This is a genomic window from Actinomadura madurae, assembly GCF_047130825.1.
Lineage (GTDB): Bacteria > Actinomycetota > Actinomycetes > Streptosporangiales > Streptosporangiaceae > Spirillospora > Spirillospora madurae.
In genome coordinates this window covers 4,705,977-4,721,267 of the sequence record NZ_CP083237.1, presented here as the reverse complement: position 1 = coordinate 4,721,267, position 15,291 = coordinate 4,705,977, and the positions used below count along the sequence as shown (strand labels likewise).

General features: G+C 73.3%; 11 protein-coding genes. 5 read left to right on the top strand and 6 right to left on the bottom strand.

The genetic code is table 11. The features are described 5' to 3' along the window. Positions 1–8: 8 nt before the first annotated feature. On the bottom strand, positions 9–1,448 hold the full coding sequence (locus K8Z49_RS21220) for a glycosyltransferase family 4 protein (RefSeq protein WP_244938439.1): 1,440 nt from the start codon (positions 1,446–1,448) through the stop codon (positions 9–11). Positions 1,449–1,472: 24 nt separating this feature from the next. Here K8Z49_RS21220 and wecB point away from each other — a divergent pair, with 24 nt between their 5' ends. The 3 genes from wecB to K8Z49_RS21205 all read left to right on the top strand — a co-directional run bounded on the left by wecB (position 1,473) and on the right by K8Z49_RS21205 (position 5,469). Beyond that, on the top strand, positions 1,473–2,612 hold the full coding sequence (gene wecB, locus K8Z49_RS21215) for a non-hydrolyzing UDP-N-acetylglucosamine 2-epimerase (protein WP_033330215.1): 1,140 nt from the start codon (positions 1,473–1,475) through the stop codon (positions 2,610–2,612). 224 nt (positions 2,613–2,836) lie between these two features. Further along, positions 2,837–3,286: a hypothetical protein gene (locus K8Z49_RS21210; RefSeq protein WP_412520439.1), complete on the top strand. Its 450-nt coding sequence runs from the start codon at positions 2,837–2,839 to the stop codon at positions 3,284–3,286. A gap of 53 nt (positions 3,287–3,339) precedes the next feature. Next, the gene (locus K8Z49_RS21205; protein ID WP_412521113.1) at positions 3,340–5,469 is read left to right on the top strand and encodes a glycosyltransferase family 1 protein; all 2,130 of its coding nucleotides are present in this window, start codon (positions 3,340–3,342) and stop codon (positions 5,467–5,469) included. 14 nt (positions 5,470–5,483) lie between these two features. On the opposite strand, the gene K8Z49_RS21200 is transcribed toward K8Z49_RS21205, so the two are convergent. Next, the gene (locus tag K8Z49_RS21200) at positions 5,484–6,158 is read right to left on the bottom strand and encodes a winged helix-turn-helix transcriptional regulator (RefSeq protein WP_075020697.1); all 675 of its coding nucleotides are present in this window, start codon (positions 6,156–6,158) and stop codon (positions 5,484–5,486) included. 114 nt (positions 6,159–6,272) lie between these two features. Here K8Z49_RS21200 and K8Z49_RS21195 point away from each other — a divergent pair, with 114 nt between their 5' ends. After that, on the top strand, positions 6,273–7,082 hold the full coding sequence (locus K8Z49_RS21195; protein ID WP_412520437.1) for a class I SAM-dependent methyltransferase: 810 nt from the start codon (positions 6,273–6,275) through the stop codon (positions 7,080–7,082). A 38-nt stretch (positions 7,083–7,120) separates the two neighbouring features. Here K8Z49_RS21195 and K8Z49_RS21190 read toward each other — a convergent pair whose 3' ends face one another. Continuing rightward, a complete protein-coding gene (locus K8Z49_RS21190; RefSeq protein WP_021599346.1) occupies positions 7,121–8,125 on the bottom strand; it encodes a CDP-alcohol phosphatidyltransferase family protein in 1,005 nt (334 codons plus the stop codon). A 125-nt stretch (positions 8,126–8,250) separates the two neighbouring features. Between K8Z49_RS21190 and K8Z49_RS21185 the strand changes: the two genes are divergently transcribed. After that, positions 8,251–9,750 carry a hypothetical protein gene (locus K8Z49_RS21185; RefSeq protein ID WP_412520434.1) on the top strand — a complete coding sequence of 500 codons (1,500 nt, stop codon included), beginning with the start codon at positions 8,251–8,253 and terminating at the stop codon, positions 9,748–9,750. On the opposite strand, the gene K8Z49_RS21180 is transcribed toward K8Z49_RS21185, so the two are convergent. From K8Z49_RS21180 to K8Z49_RS21170, 3 genes are all read right to left on the bottom strand, one after another. Continuing rightward, positions 9,747–10,928, bottom strand: coding sequence for a glycosyltransferase family 4 protein (locus tag K8Z49_RS21180; RefSeq protein WP_412520432.1), 1,182 nt, complete (start codon positions 10,926–10,928; stop codon positions 9,747–9,749). The two genes, K8Z49_RS21185 and K8Z49_RS21180, sit on opposite strands and share 4 nt — an antisense overlap. Continuing rightward, positions 10,925–11,704, bottom strand: coding sequence for a hypothetical protein (locus K8Z49_RS21175; protein ID WP_143118345.1), 780 nt, complete (start codon positions 11,702–11,704; stop codon positions 10,925–10,927). The genes K8Z49_RS21180 and K8Z49_RS21175 overlap by 4 nt, the downstream gene beginning before the upstream one ends. 91 nt (positions 11,705–11,795) lie before the next feature. Continuing rightward, the gene (locus K8Z49_RS21170) at positions 11,796–15,197 is read right to left on the bottom strand and encodes a CDP-glycerol glycerophosphotransferase family protein (RefSeq protein ID WP_412520430.1); all 3,402 of its coding nucleotides are present in this window, start codon (positions 15,195–15,197) and stop codon (positions 11,796–11,798) included. Positions 15,198–15,291: the final 94 nt, after the last annotated feature.

Sequence of the window (15,291 nt, the reverse complement as noted above, 5' to 3'; positions counted from 1 at the left end):
CCTTCGGTCTATGTCCTTCGGTAGGCGGCCCGGTATCCGGCCGTCACGGCGCGCCAGGTGCGTTCCGCCGCGACCCATTCGCGGGCCGACCGCCCGATTTTCTGTCTTCTTTCCGGACTGTAAGCCAGATCTTCCAGGCAATTCGCCCATGCTTCCGGGTCTTCCGGAACTGTTAACGCGCCGGTCACGCCCGGTTCCACGATTTCGCGCAGAGCCTTGACATCACTGGCTATTACCGGGATTCCCCCGGCCATCGCCTCGATCGGTTTCAGGGGCGTCACCAACTGGCAGACCCGGTCCGCCCTGCGCGGGACCGCGAACACATCGAGGACGGCGTGATAGCGGCGAACCTGCTCCATCGGCACCCGTCCGGTGAACACGGCGTGAACGCCGTGCCCGGCCGCGCGCCGTTCCAGCGCGCCGCGCTCCGGGCCGTCCCCGACCAGCAGCAGCGTGACGGGCGCGCCGCGGTCGCGGAGCAGCGCCGCCGCGTCGATGAGCGTGTCGATGCCCTCGTATCCGTAGAAGGACGAGGTGAGCCCGACGACGGTGGCGCCCGGCGGGACGGCGAGCCGCTCGCGCAGGCCGGACGCGTCCGGGAGCGGCTCCAGGAACGCCTCGTCCACCCCGTTCGGCACCGTGAAGATCTTCTCCGCCGGGACGCCGCGGGACGCGATCTCCGCCCGCATCGCCTCGCCCAGCGTGACGACCGCGTCCGCCTCGGCCATGCGGCGGGTCTCCAGCTCGCGGGTCAGCCGGTAGAAGTCGTCGGCCTCGTCGTGCGCGGGGTCGCGCGACAGCCACGAGTCCTCCAGGAAGCCGCGCACCTCGTACACGACGGGCAGCCCGTGCCGCCGTCCGAGCTCCAGCGCGACGGCCGCGTTCAGGTGGTTGCTGACCGCGTGCAGGACCGCCGGGCGCAGCTCCTCCACCAGCCGGCCCGCGAGGTCGGCGCTCTTCTCCACGACGCGCCGCGGATCGGCCTCCGGCATCCAGGACAGCAGCCGGTGGTACGGGACGCCGTCCACGTCCACCCGCGCCCGCGCGTCGCCGATCCCCTGGCTGAGCGGATACCCGAGCCGGGTCACGATGTGCGGGTCGAGGCCCATGGCCCGCTGCGCGAGCGCGATCCGGTGCGTGCGGACGGTGTAGCCCGCGTTCGTGCGCGGCAGCGCGTTCGTGACGAACTGCAGCACGGTCCCGCCCTGGACGGCCCGGCGCTCGCGCGGCCGCGAGGGCTCGTCCAGCAGCAGGCGCAGGTCCCGCGTCTCGCGCCGGACGTCCCTGGGCCTCGGGACGGCGAGGCGGGAGCGCCGCAGCCGGGCGCCCGCCGGGGTGCGGGCGGCCAGCCGGACGGCCAGCCGGGACGCCCGGCCGGGGTCGTCGCGGAGCTGCCGCCAGGCGAGCCCGGCCAGGTAGACGGACTTCTTCACGGATTTCTCGGCCACAGGGCCGGACGTTAGGCAAGCCCGATGAACAGAAGGGAAATCGTGTTGGCACCCATCGTGCACGTCCTCGGGGCGCGGCCGAACTTCGTCAAGGCCGCGCCGGTGATCTCCGCGCTGCGCGCCGCCGGCGCCGAGCAGACCGTGATCCACACCGGCCAGCACTACGACGCGCGGATGTCGGAGATCTTCTTCGACGAGCTGGGGCTGCCCGAGCCCGACGTCAACCTCGGCGTCGGCTCCGGCGGGCACGCCGAGCAGACCGCCGCGCTGATGATCGGGCTGGAGCGGGAGTTCACCGGGCGTTCACCCGCGCTCGCCATCGTGTACGGCGACGTGAACTCGACGATCGCCGCCGCCCTCGTCGCGGCCAAGCTGCACATCCCGGTCGCCCATGTGGAGGCCGGGCTGCGCAGCTTCGACATGACCATGCCCGAGGAGGTGAACCGCCGGGTCACCGACCAGCTGTCCGCGCTGTGCTTCGTCACCAGCCCGGAGGGGATCGGGCACCTGGCCGCCGAGGGCGTCCCGGTGGAGCGGACGCACCTGGTCGGCAACCCGATGATCGACACGCTGCTGGCGAACCTGGACTCCTTCGACACGGCCGCGGTGCGCGAGGCCCACGGGCTGCCGGAGCGGTACGTCCTCGCGACCATGCACCGCCCCGCGAACGTGGACGCCCCGGAGACGGCGGCGGTCCTCGTCCGGCACCTGCACGGCGTCGCCGACCTCGCCGACCTGGTCATCCCCGTCCACCCGCGCGGCCGGGCGAACCTGCTGGCCGCCGGCCTGGACGAGCACGCCGGGGTGCACATCCTGGAGCCGCTCGGGTACGTCGACTTCATCGCGGCGGTGCGGGGCGCGGCGGCGGTCGTCACCGACTCGGGCGGCCTCCAGGAGGAGACGACGATCCTCGGGGTGCCGTGCCTGACCGTCCGCCCGAACACCGAGCGGCCGATCACCATCACGCACGGCACCAACCGGCTCGTCACGTTCAAGGATCTGGTGCCTGGGGTTCGCAAATGCTTGGACGGGGGGCCAGGGGGGTCGTCCCCCCTGAGCGACGGAGAGTCGGGCGCTGGGGCGGGGGACCGCAGGCCGCCCCTCTGGGACGGCCAGGCCGGGCCCCGCATCGCCGAAGTGATCATGGAGTACCTGAGTGACTGACGCAGCCCGGGACGCCAAGGCGTACCAGCAGGTCGCGCGGCTGAAGGCCACGCTGCGGGAGCGCGAGGCGCGGCTCGGCGAGATGGAGAAGCGGCTCGCCGCGCTGGAGACCTCGACGGCCGTCCAGTTCGGCCGGCTTCGTCGCGGGCGCCGCCCGCAACCCGAAGCGCGGCAAGCGCCTGCCCAAGGACCTGTACCGGCTGTGGCGCAAGCGCAACGCGCCGGTGCCGGCGTCCGGCTCGGGCGGCGCGGGCGGCGTCCAGCCCGATCGCGCCGACCGCCCGGAGAACCGCCTGCTCGTCGCGGGGGTGCAGGACGGCCTGATCATCGCGGGCGTGCTGAACCCCGCCACGGCGTCCGCGCTCGCCGCGCACGCCAAGGTCGTCCCGCTGTACCCGCACGACGCCGCGACCGCCCTCGGCTCCGCCGACGTGGACATGGTCGTGGTGGACGCGGCGGCCGGCGAGCCCGGCGGTCCCTGGGCGTACCTGGGCGTGCCCGGCATGTACGACCGCGATCTCGCGCTGGACGAGATCCGCCGGATCGCCGCCGCGCGCTCGCTTCCGCTCGTTCTGTGGGGCGAGGCGCCGCCCGCCACCCTCGCGTCCCTGCGCTGGGACGCCACCGCCACGACGCCGGGCCGGCTCGTGGAAATCCTGGAGCCGGTCAGTTGAAAGGAACCACCGTGCGACCACGCGCCCTCGTCTACGGCGACGTCGACCTCAACATGATCGACGGTTCGGCGATCTGGGCCCAGGGCATGGTCCAGGCGCTCGCCCGCGCCGGCTGCGAGGTGACCCTGGTCCTCAAGGCGCCCGTGCGGACCGGCCGGCTCGTCGACCCGCTGCGCGCCCTGCCCGGCGTCACCGTCCGCAGCCCGCACGCCGAGGGGCTGTTCGACGGCCCCGGCGGCATGGTGCCCCGGCACGCCGCCGCGATCCTCGCCCGCGTCGACGCGGAGAACCCGCACGACCTCGTCGTGGTCCGGGGCCGCCGCCTCGCGGGCAAGCTGGCCATGGGCCCGCTCGCCGGGCGGCTCTGGACGTACCTCACCGACGTCCCCCAGTCCGCGGCCGAGTTCGGCGCCTCGGCCAAGGGCGAGCTGCGCCGGATCGCCGACGCCTCCCGCGTCCTGCTGTGCCAGACCGAGGAGCTGCGCGGGTTCCTGGAGGGCGCGGTCCCGGCCACGGCCGGGAAGAGCGTGCTGTTCCCGCCGGTCGTGGTGCTTCCCGAGGGCCTGGAGCCCCGTCCCGCCGGACCGCCGGACGGCCCGCTCCGCCTCGTCTACACGGGCAAGTTCGCCCCGCGCTGGAACACCTACGAGATGACGTCGCTCCCGCGCCTGCTCTCCGTCCGCGGCGTGGACGCCGAACTCCACATGGTGGGCGACAAGATCCACGACGACCCGTCCGACCCCGGTTTCGCGGCCCGGATGCGGACCGCGCTGGAGACGGGCCAGGGCGTCGTCTGGCACGGCGGCCACCCCCGCGCCGAGGCGATGCGCCTGACCGCCGCCGGCGACGTGGGCCTGTCCTGGCGCGACCCGTCCATGGACACGAGCCTCGAACTGTCCACGAAGGTCCTGGAGTGCGGGGCGCTCGGCGTCCCGGTCGTCCTCAACCGCACCCCCATGCACGAGCGGCTCCTCGGCGCCGACTACCCGCTCTTCGCCGCCACCGAGGACGACGTCCTGGACTCCCTGACCCTCATCGGCAAGAACCCCGAGGTCTTCACCCTCGCCGCGGACCGCTGCCGCGCGGCCGCCGCCGGGTTCACCCTGGACGCCGCCGCCGGGCGGCTCCGCGCGTACCTGTCCCAGGCCTTCCCCGAACCGTCCGCCAAGGTCATGGCCGTCAAGGAGCGCCGCCTCCGCGTGGGGGTGGCGGGCCATGACCTGAAGTTCTTCACCCGCCTCCTCGACTACCTCAGCTCGCGTCCCGACATGGAGGTCCGCGTCGACCACTGGGCCGCCCTGAAGGCCCACGACGAGAAGCGCAGCCAGGACCTCGTCGACTGGGCGGACGTCGTCGTCTGCGAGTGGTGCGGCCCGAACGCCCTCTGGTTCGCCGCGCGCAAACGCCCGGACCAGCGCCTCGTCGTCCGGCTCCACCGCTTCGAGCTGTACGCGAACTGGCCGAAGCAGCTCGACATCGACGCCGTCGACCGGGTGGTCTGCGTCAGCCCGCACTACTCCTCGCTGACGCGGGAGATCACCGGCTGGCCGGACGCCAAGGTCGTCACGATCCCGAACTGGGTGGACGACCACCAGCTCGACCGCGCCAAGCTCCCCGGCGCCGAGCACCACCTCGGGATGATCGGCATCGCGCCCTCCCGCAAGCGCCTGGACCTCGCGCTGGACGTCGTCGAGGAGCTGCGCCGCGACGACCCCCGCTTCACCCTCTTCGTCAAGTCCAAGCTCCCCTGGGAGTACTGGTGGATCTGGCAGAAGGAGGAGGAGCGGGCCCACTACGACAAGGTCTTCCGGCGCATCCGCCGGTCCCGCCTGCTGTCCGGAGGCGTCGTCTTCGACTCCTACGGCCGTGATGTGGCGTCCTGGCTGCGCCGCATCGGCTTCGTCCTCTCCACGAGCGACGACGAGAGCTTCCACCTGGCCCCCGCTGAAGGCATGGCGTCCGGCGCCGTCCCGGCCCTGCTCCCGTGGCCCGGCGCCGACACCATCTACGACCCGCGCTGGATCCACGAGGACACCGCGGCCATGGCCGCGTCCATCGCCACGACGGTCGCCCTGGACCGCTGGCAGGACGACGCCGAGGCGGCCCGCGGCCAGGTGACGTCCGCCTACGGCCTGGACGAGGTCTGCCGCCAGTGGACGGACCTCCTCGCCGGGGCCCTGTAGTCCGGCCGTGCAGCTCAGCCCTGGAGGGCGGGGCGAGGGACGGAGGCGAAGGGGGAGAGCGCGAACCAGCCGGGCAGGCCGCGGCGCAGCGGCTCCGGCCCCTGGATGTCGACGGCCCCGGAGCGGAGGGCCTCGGGCCAGCGGAGGTCGCCTCGCCAGATCCGGACCATGGTGCGCAGGGCGGTGGCCACCGTGACCGAGACGTCGTGGCCGGGGTCCTCGTCGCACACATCGGCGCCGCCGGCCGAGAGGACGAACCACCAGTGGCGGGCGCGCGCCGGGACGTCCTCGAAGGCGAAGAGGATCACGGTCCGGCCGTCCGGGACGTTGCCGTGGTCGACGTTGCGGCGCATGTCCCAGAGGAGCAGCTTCGGGTCGAGGTCCCGGTCGCCCAGCTCGCCGATCCAGCGGAGCCCCCACACCGCCAGGGCCTCCACGACGGGGCGCAGCTCCTCGCCCGCCGGGGTCAGCACGTAGCGGTCGCCCCGCTTGTCGACCACCCCCGCCCGGACCAGCTGGTTCAGGCGCTTGGCGAGGAGCGTGGGCGACATGCGCGGCACGCCGCGGCGCACCTCGTTGAAGCGCTCGCTCCCGGACAGCAGCTCGCGGACGATCAGCAGCGTCCAGCGCTCGTCGAGCAGTTCCATCGCCTTGGCGACGGGACAGAACTGGTAGTACGAAGCCCCCATACCGGGAAGGCTAGGTCGCCGCGCTTCCAACCACCAGATCCCGGTACAGATCCTGTACTAGGAGCGCGCTCGCCCGGCTCCTAGCGTGGACACCTCGACACGAGGGGAGCCGTCATGGGGGACGCGCTGAAGACCGCGCACCGGAGGATGTGGGCGCTGGGGGACTATCCGGAGCTGGCCGCGGAGGTCATCCCGGACCTGGGCCGCGTCCTGGTCCAGGCCGCCGGGGTCGGCCCCGGCGAGCGGGTGCTGGACGTCGCGGCGGGCGCGGGGAACGCCGCCGTCGCCGCCGCGCTCGCGGGCGCCGACGTGGTCGCGAGCGACCTGACGCCGGAACTGCTGGACGCCGGCAGGGACGCGGCGGCGCGCCGCGGCGCGACGCTGCGGTGGCGGGAGGCCGACGCCGAGGCCCTGCCGTTCGCGGAGAACGAGTTCGACACCGTCCTGTCCTGCGTGGGCGTCATGTTCGCCCCGCACCACCAGGCCGCGGCGGACGAGCTGGTGCGCGTCTGCCGGCCGGGCGGCACGATCGGCCTGCTCAACTGGACGCCGGAGGGCTTCATCGGCCGGATGTTCGCGACGATGAAGCCCTACGCGCCGCCGCCCCCGCCGGGTGCGCAGCCGCCGCCGCTCTGGGGCGACCCCGGCCACGTCCGGGCGCTGCTCGGCGACCGCGTCACCGGCGTCACGGTCCGGCGGGAGACGGTCCGGGTCGACCTCTTCGAGAAGCCGGACGGCTTCCGCGACTACTTCAAGAGCCGCTACGGCCCGACGATCGCCGTCTACGACCGCATCGCGGACGACCCCGGCAAGGTCGCCGACCTCGACCAGGCGCTGGCCGACCTCGCCCGCGACCACGATCAGGGAGGCACGGGCCTGACCCTGGACTGGGAGTACCTGCTGGTCACCGCGCAGAAGGCGTAGCCGGATCGCATCGGGCCGGGCCGCGCCGGGCCGCCGGGTCAGCCGGAGCTGCCCACGGCGGCCTCGGCGTACTCGGCCGGAAGCTCGGAGCGGTAGGTCTCGATCTTGGCGTTCAGCTTGGCGAGGCTCCGGCTGTAGTCGCGGCTGGACAGCCAGAACTTGTAGATGATGATCAGCTCGAAGACCAGCAGGCCGGCGCCGCTGACCATCACCACGGGGATGATGGCGCCGGAGACGATCGCGGCGGCGATGGGCGCGACGATGAACACGCCCATCTGGAACTCGATGCCGCTGATCAGGTGCGGCCGGATCCGGCCCGCCATCAGCACGTTGCGGATGCGGGCGTACCAGGGGAAGCGCTGGTTGAAGCCCTGCTGCATCGCCGCGATGGCCGGGTCGTCGGCGACCACCCGGTCCTCCAGGTCGGCCTCGGGGTCCCCGGTCAGCGCCTCGGCGGAGCGCAGGTCCTCGTCGGCGTCGGGGATCTCGCCGTTGGCGCGGCGGGCCGCGAGTTCGAGCGAGCGGGCCTCCTCGCGCGCCGCGTTCAGCGTCGACCGCATCTGGGAGCGCACCTTGTAGATCTCCAGGGCGTCCATGTAGCGGAGCATGTCGAGGAAGACGACGCCGAGGGCCGTCCAGACGTAGGCGACGTTGCCGGTGGCCGCGTACTGGCCGGCCATCAGCGCGATCGCGCAGGCCAGGACGCGGACGCGGTCGAAGATGTAGTCGAGCCAGGCGCCGAAGACCGAGCCGGTGCCCTTCAACCGGGCGATCTTGCCGTCCATGCAGTCGAGCGTGAACGACAGGTGGTACAGGACCGCGCCGGCGAGCAGCCACGGCCAGGACGCGACGGCGAAGCACGCGCCCGCGCCGAGGCCGAGGATCAGCGCCGCCACGGTGAGCTGGTTGGGGGTCACGCGCGTCCGGTTGGCCGTGAACCTGACCAGCCGGGACGCGAGCGGGTCGACCAGCAGGACGGTCCACCAGGCGTCACGCGCCTTGTACGTCCGTTGCCGAACGTCATCGAGCGTGAAGTTCGCCATGGAGTTCCTTTCAGAGTGCGGAGCGGTCCGATGTTATCGGCTGTCCGGTTCAGGACACCGGCAATGTCTCCGATCCGAGATCCGCCGGTTCACATGATGATCATCGCGCTGGGTAGTGTTGCCGGGTGCGCGTCCGTTTCCTGCTCCACCTGCCGTTCGCCTGCGTGCTCGCGGTGGCGGTCTGGATCCGGGTGATCGCGGTTCTCGGCTACCCGGCGCCGATGTGGTTCGGCGACTCGCCCGAGTACCTGGAGTCCGCGATCGAGTTCCGGCCCGGGCCGACGCGTCCGAGCGGCTACCCGTTCCTGCTGTGGCTGATCAAGCCGTTCCACAGCTTCACGGTGATGGTGTCGGTGCAGCACGCGATCGGCGTGCTGACCGGCGTGCTCGTCTACGTCCTGGTCTGGCGGGCGGGCCGGGCGGCGGTGGCGCCGGGCCCGCCGTCCGCCGAGACCGGACGGTGGGCGTGGCGGGCGTGGCTGCCCGGGGCGCTCGCGGCGCTGCTCACGGTCCCGGTGCTCCTGCCCGTCCACCAGGTCGCCCTTGAGCACATGCTCATGTCGGACTCGCTGTTCACCTTCCTGCTGCTCGCGGCGGTGGCCGCGGCCCTGTGGCGGCGGCGGGCGCCATGGTGGCTCGCGGCCCTGGCGGGGGTGCTCGCCGCCGCCGCCGCGCTGACGCGGTCGGCGGGTCTCCCGCTGATCGCCGTGATCCTCGTCGCGATGCTGGTCCGGCGGGCGGGCTGGCGGGCCTGCGCGGCGGCCGCGATGGCGTTCACGCTGCCGATCGTGGGCTACATGTTCTGGTTCAAGGCGGAGTACGGCCGGTTCACGATGGCCAAGGCCGGCAGCATCTGGCTCTACGGGCGCACCGCGACGTTCGCCGACTGCCGGGTCATCGAGCCCCGCCCCGAGCTGCGCGTCATGTGCCCGGAGCGCTCCGACCCGCGGATCTCCCGGCCGTTCGCCGCCATGTGGACGCCCGACTCCCCGTTCCGCGACATCCCAGGCTGGATCTACGGCGACCAGGCCGACGACCTCGCCGGCGAGTTCGCCGTGGAGGCCATCAAGGCCCAGCCCGTCGACTACGCGAAGGTCGTCGTCCGCGACACCCTGCGCGCGTTCGAGTGGAACCGCGGGCCGTACCCGACGCCCTGGACGTGGCTCCAGTACGAGTTCCCCGAAGGCGAGGCGTGGAGCGACGGGCAGGCGCTCGCCGCCGAGAAGTACGACCCCGACGGCGGCGAGACCAGGGTCGTCCGGCCCTGGGCCGGGCAGGTCCTCGCCTACCAGGATCACGTCGCCATGCCGGGGACGATCCTCGGCGTCCTGCTGCTCGGCGGGCTGGCCGCGGCCCTCCCGTACGCGAGGTCCCGCGGGCGCTGGGAGCCGCTGCGCCCCGTCCGGCACTGGGGGACCGGCGCCCTGCTCCCGTGGGGGACGAGCCTGGCGCTGCTGGTGATCCCCGCCGCGACCGCCGACTTCGACTACCGGTACGTCGTGCCCGCGGTGCCGTTCGCGTGCGTCGCGCTCGGCCTGGCGCTGCTCCCGCCGTTTCGCCGGCCGGACGAGGAGGCCGCGGAGGAGGACGACCGGCCGGCGTCCCGGGAGAAGGTCAGGTCCTAGCGGCGGCCGGTGTCACGGCGGGGCGCGGCGCGCAGCCCCTCCAGCATCCGCTCCCACTTCGCCGCCACCACGGAGACGTCGAACCGCTCCGCCGAGGCGCGGGCGTTCGCCGACATCGTGCGCCGCAGCTCCTCGTCGTCGATGAGCCGGATCAGAGTCTCGGCGAGCGCCCCGACGTCCTCCGGCGGGACGAGCAGCCCGTCCACCCCGTCGGTGATGATCTCGCGGGGGCCGAGCGGGCAGTCGAAGGCGACCACCGGCACCCCGCACGCGAACGCCTCGATGATCGTCATGCCGAACGGCTCGGCGCGCGACGACATCGCGAGGATGGACGCCTTGGCCAGCTCGCCCTCCATGTCGTCGGTCGGCTCCAGCATCAGCACGTTGTTGTACAGCCCGAGTTTCGTCGCCTTGCGGCGCAGCTCCTCGCGCCGCGGGCCGTCCCCGTGGATCCGCAGCCGCCACTCCGGACGCTTCTCCACGACCTGCGCGAACGCGCGGATGAGCAGGTCATAGCCCTTGATCCAGACCACCCGCCCGGCCGCGACGACGACCTTGTTCTCCTGCCGGGAGCGCGGGAACACCCGCGCGGGCAGGCCGTTCCCGATCGTGTGGACGGGGCAGGACCCGTCCGGGAGCATCCGCTCGTAGTCCTCGGTGTCGGCGGCCGTCAGGCAGGTGAGCGCGTCCAGCCGCGGGTACCACTTCTCGATCTCGGCGAGGATCCCGGCGTCGTTGATGCCTAATTGGAGGTGCTCCTGCCCGACCACGATGATCCTGCGGGGCGCCAGCCGCGCCGCCATCAGGTTGAGCCCCGCGCGGGTGGTGACGAGCACGTCGGTGCGGAGCCTGCGCAGGAACCGGCCGATCCGCTCGTCGGTCCACGCGGAGTACTTGTTGAAGCTGCGCTCCTCCGGGTGGACGAGCGCGCTCGGCTCGGCCGTCAGCCGTTTCGCCCGCCCGGCGTTCGGCCACCCGATCTTGGCCTCCGGCCGGACGTCGACCAGGGAGCGCACCCGGACCCGGTCCGACAGCGGGAACACCGGCCGGTCGGCCGTGCGCCGCACGCTGACGATCTCCACGTCGTGCCGCCGGGACAGCTCGTCGGCCAGCGTGAAAGTGGTGCGCACCGTGCCGTCGATCGTGAAGGCCTCCAGCAGCAGGAAGGTGATCTTCACGATCCGGCGTCCTCGGGGACGAGGTGGCAGGCGATCGACAGCTCGTCGTCCAGCGTGTAGTACGGCCGCACGGTCATCTCCCGGTCGGCGGACGCGGTCACCTGCCGAGGATAGGACAGCGTGCCGCGCTTGCCCGGCGCGTCGTCCAGCCGGGTGGCGAGGCGGGCGTGCACGGCGTCGCCGACGTCCAGCCACAGGTCCCAGAGGGCGGGCTCCCAGGCGGCGAACGCGCGGACGTCCAGGCGGGCCTCGAACTCGGTCCCGTCGAGGCGGACGTCCCACGTCACGGCGCCCTCGCGCTTGCGCGCCACGGCGACGAGGCGGGCCTTCTCCCCGGGCTGCGGGCCCGCGTACGCGAGCCGGCCGACGATCCTGATGTCGCCGCCGCCCGGATGCACGGCCTCGACCTCGGCGTGCGGGACCACCTCGTGGATCTCCAGCGTCGCCCGCCCGTCCGGCAGCCGGACGACGCGTGCGGCGCGGTCGCGGGGCAGGGCGGCGTAGGCGCGGAGCCCGTCGTGGGAGAAGCCGGGGTCGTCGGTCAGCAGCGGGCGGGCGATCGAGCCCGCCTCGACGAGCACCTCCCAGGCGCCCGGCGCGAGCCCGGCCACCGGCAGGGTCACCGAGAGGCGGTCGCCGGTGAGGGGCTCGGCCCGGCCGTCGCCGGACGCGCCGTGCCGCAGCACGATCCGCGTCCCGTCCGGTACGGGGGCGGGCCAGCGGATGAGCAGGTCGTCATCCGGCCCGACCCTGCAATGATCAGCAACCGCGTTCACGGTCCCTTCGCCTTCCCCGATGTCGAGGGCGCAGGCGCGCAGCCTACCAACGCCCCCGCGATGCTCTCGCGCGTGTTCGGTCCCACTGGCCTCAACCGGTCGCGTCGAAGACCCGGTCGACGGTGCGGGCCGCGGCCCTGCCGTCGTCGAGCGGGCAGAAGCGGTCGACGAAGGCCTTGTAGCGGTCCCGGTGCCCGGCCGTGGCGGACTCGACGTCGCGGATCGCCTCGATCAGGTCGTCGGAGGTCTCCACCAGCGGGCCCGGCGACTCGGCCTCGAAGTCGAAGTAGAAGCCGCGCAGCCGGTCCCGGTAGTCGGCCAGGTCGTAGGTGAAGAACAGCATGGGCCGGCCGGTGTTGGCGTAGTCGAACATCACCGACGAGTAGTCGCTGATCATCATGTCGGAGATCAGGTACAGCTCGGTGATGTCGGGGTACAGCGACACGTCCCGGACGAAGCCGTGCTCGTCCTCGGTGACGCCGTCCACGACGTTGGTGTGCAGCCGGACGAGCAGGACGTGGTCGTCGCCGAGCGCGGCGCGGGCGCGCTCCAGGTCGAGCCGCATGTCGAACTTGTAGCGGCCGCGGCTGTAGTACTGGTCGTCGCGCCATGTCGGCGCGTACAGCACGACCCGCTTGTCCTCGGGGATGCGGAGCCGCTCCTTGACCTGCTTGGCGACCGCGTCCGCCTCGGGGCTGTGCATCAGGTCGTTGCGCGGGTAGCCGACCTCCAGCATCTCGCCCTTGAACGCGAACGCCCGGCGGAAGATCTCCGTGCTGAACGGGTTCGGGGACAGCAGGTGGCTCCACTCGGGCACGGACGGCCCGGCGGACTTCGCCTGCAGCGCCTTCTTCATGCCGGGCGCGTACGCGAAGTGCACCTCCTTGATGTCGCTGCCGATCTTCTTCAGCGGGGTGCCGTGCCACGTCTGCAGGACGACCTGGTCGGGGTGCCGCCGGAACGCGTCGCCCAGCCGGTGGTTGGTCACGATGTAGCGGGACGTGGCGAGCGCCTCGTTCCACTCGCGGCCGTTGAGCCGCACGGCCTTCAGCGTGCTCGGCAGCTCCACCTGCGCGTCGTTGACCACCCACAGCTGCTCCAGGTCCATGCCGCGGCGCAGCAGCTCCTGGTGGACGGCCTTCGGGCTGTCGGAGTACTGCCGCCCGCTGAAGCAGGAGAACACGACCGCGTCGCGCAGGCCGTCGCGGTCGACGCGGCGGCGCGCCTCCTCCCTGTACTTGGCGCCGGCGCTCCTCTCCTCCGCGGAGACGTCGCCGGTCACCGCGACGGCGAGCCGCCCGTCCCGGGACTCCAGCGCGTACCCGCGGCGCGCGACCTCCAGCGGCTCCGGCAGGCCCTGCTGCGCCGGCCCCGACAGCCGGACGGTCAGCGCCCGGCCGCCCTGCGGGCGGAACAGCACGTCCCAGCGGCCGGGGCGCAGCGGCAGGACGCCCGCGACGCCCGGCACGGCCGCGACCGGCACCTCGGCGCGCAGCACGCCCGACGACGGGTCGGCGACGAGGTCGAACGCGTGCTCCTTGCGGCGGCCCCGGCCGCGCAGCACGATCTGCCCGCCGTCGTGGGCGGGGTGCGTCGCGGTCAGCGCCAGCGTGCCGTCCGGCCGCCAGACGCAGTCGTCGACGGCGAGCCGGACGGTGGTGCGCCGCACCCGCAGGTAGCCGCTCGGGCCGCGGCCCGCGCTCACCTCCAGCGGGCCGAACGTGCGCTCGGCGTCGTCGACGCCCTCGGCGAGGACGAGGGGGCGGCCCGCGACGGAGGCCGTCCAGTCGCGGGTGTCGTCGATCTGCTCGGCCGGCATCGGGGACCCTTCCAGGTCCGCCGGGTCGATCCGGGCGGTGAACCCGCCCTCGGCCGCGGTGACCGGCACCCGGACGCGGTCGTCGCCGAGCGCCAGCTCCAGCTCCGCGGGCGCCGGGCCCTCCGCGGCCACCTCGACGGCCAGCGCGTTGTCCTCCCAGCGCAGCGCGGTGGCGCGCGCTGTGACCCTCTCGACCTTGATGACGAGGCGGCCGTCCTCGATCCGCGGGACGACGCGCACGTCGTCGGCGACGTAGTGGTACGGCGGGTGGGCGCCGCTGCCGGAGCTGCCGCCGCGCAGCGGGCCCTGCCGGAACACCCCCGCGTTCAGCACGGACGCGTCGACGCTCCAGGTGCCCTCCTCCCAGCGCCCGTGGTCGCGGAGCCGGTTCGCGTCGAAGGTGAACTCGAACCCCGACCAGCCCGACTTCTTGCCGGGCTTCGGCGTCTGCCGCGCCCGCGCGACGATCTTCCGGTCGCCGGACCGCAGCGTCATCGTCTTCACCGACGTCCAGCGGCGCCGCATGCTGACCGAGTTGATGTAGGCCTCGCCGGTGACGGTGAGCGTGTCGCCCGACCAGCTCACCGCGTGCACCCGGCCCCGCAGCCGCACCTCGTCGCGGGCCCGGTAGACCTCGCGGGGGATGTCGAGCTTGGCGTCCTTCCAGTACGGGTAGACGACGTACCGGCGCAGCGGGTCGCGGACGATCGACGGCGACGCCTTCCCGCGCTCGTACCGGACGACCTTCACCAGCTCCGTCGTGCGGCCCGTGGTGGCGAGATGCCACTTCAGCCGGGTCAGCGCGGGCACCTCGCCGAGCAGCTTCGCGGGCAGCCCGGACGCGTACGCCGCCGCCTGCGCGACGACCTGGTCGCGTTCCTCGGCGGGCACGTCCGGCAGCGCGTCCAGGAACACCCGCAGCTCGTCGCCGGTCGCGAGCAGCCGCACGCGCCGCAGCGACCGGGTGTGGCCGTGCTCGCCGAGCCAGCCGGTGGCGAGCGTGACGGCGCCGAACCCGTCCGCGATCTCCTGCGCCTCCGTGGTCGCGGGGAACGGCTCGCGCCGCCGGTGCAGGACGACGTCGGGCAGCACGTCGACGCCCTGCGCGAGGTGCAGCGCCTGGAGCACGACCGGCAGGTCGTCGTACCGACCGAGATCGGGGAACTCCAGCCCGCGGGCCGTCCAGAAGGACCGGCGGAACAGCTTGCCGGAGATCCTGCGCTCGGCGACGAGGTCGGGGGTGCGCCGCACGTCCGTCCCGGTGACCGGGTCGAGGGACGCCCTGACGGGCCGCCACGCGTGCACCTGCCCCGTCCACCGGTGCACGGCCTCGCGGCCGAGCGCGATGTCCGAGCCAGACGCCTCCAGCGCCGCGCCCAGCGTCGCCACCGCGTCGGCGGGGAACTCGTCGCCGCCGTTGACGAACAGCAGGAACTCGCCGTCGCTCTCGGCGACGCCGAGGTTGCGCGCGGCGCCCCGGCTGAGCGCGCCCTGCCGGACGATCCGGAACCGGTCGTCGGGGACGGCGGTCTCGGCGGTCGCGCCGGTGCCGTCGTCCATCACGAGCACGGCGAGGTCCGGGTGCGTCTGGGCGGCGAGGGACGCGAGGGTGCCGTCCAGAGACTCTCCGGCTCCGTGCGCGAGCACGATCACGCTGATCCTGCTGACGGACAAGCGACCCACTCCTTTGTTCACTTGGCCAGGGCCCGCGGCGATGCCGGCGGGCCTGTCGGTACTTCACGCGGCGGGCGGGCGCCTGGGAGCGTGA

Excerpts from the sequence above, each read along its gene's own strand:
- K8Z49_RS21190 (WP_021599346.1), bottom strand. The coding sequence starts at position 8,125 with ATGGCGAACTTCACGCTCGATGACGTTCGGCAACGGACGTACAAGGCG.
- K8Z49_RS21195 (WP_412520437.1), top strand. The coding sequence starts at position 6,273 with ATGGGGGACGCGCTGAAGACCGCGCACCGGAGGATGTGGGCGCTGGGG.
- K8Z49_RS21200 (WP_075020697.1), bottom strand. The coding sequence starts at position 6,158 with ATGGGGGCTTCGTACTACCAGTTCTGTCCCGTCGCCAAGGCGATGGAA.
- wecB (WP_033330215.1), top strand. The coding sequence starts at position 1,473 with ATGAACAGAAGGGAAATCGTGTTGGCACCCATCGTGCACGTCCTCGGG.
- K8Z49_RS21205 (WP_412521113.1), top strand. The coding sequence starts at position 3,340 with ATGATCGACGGTTCGGCGATCTGGGCCCAGGGCATGGTCCAGGCGCTC.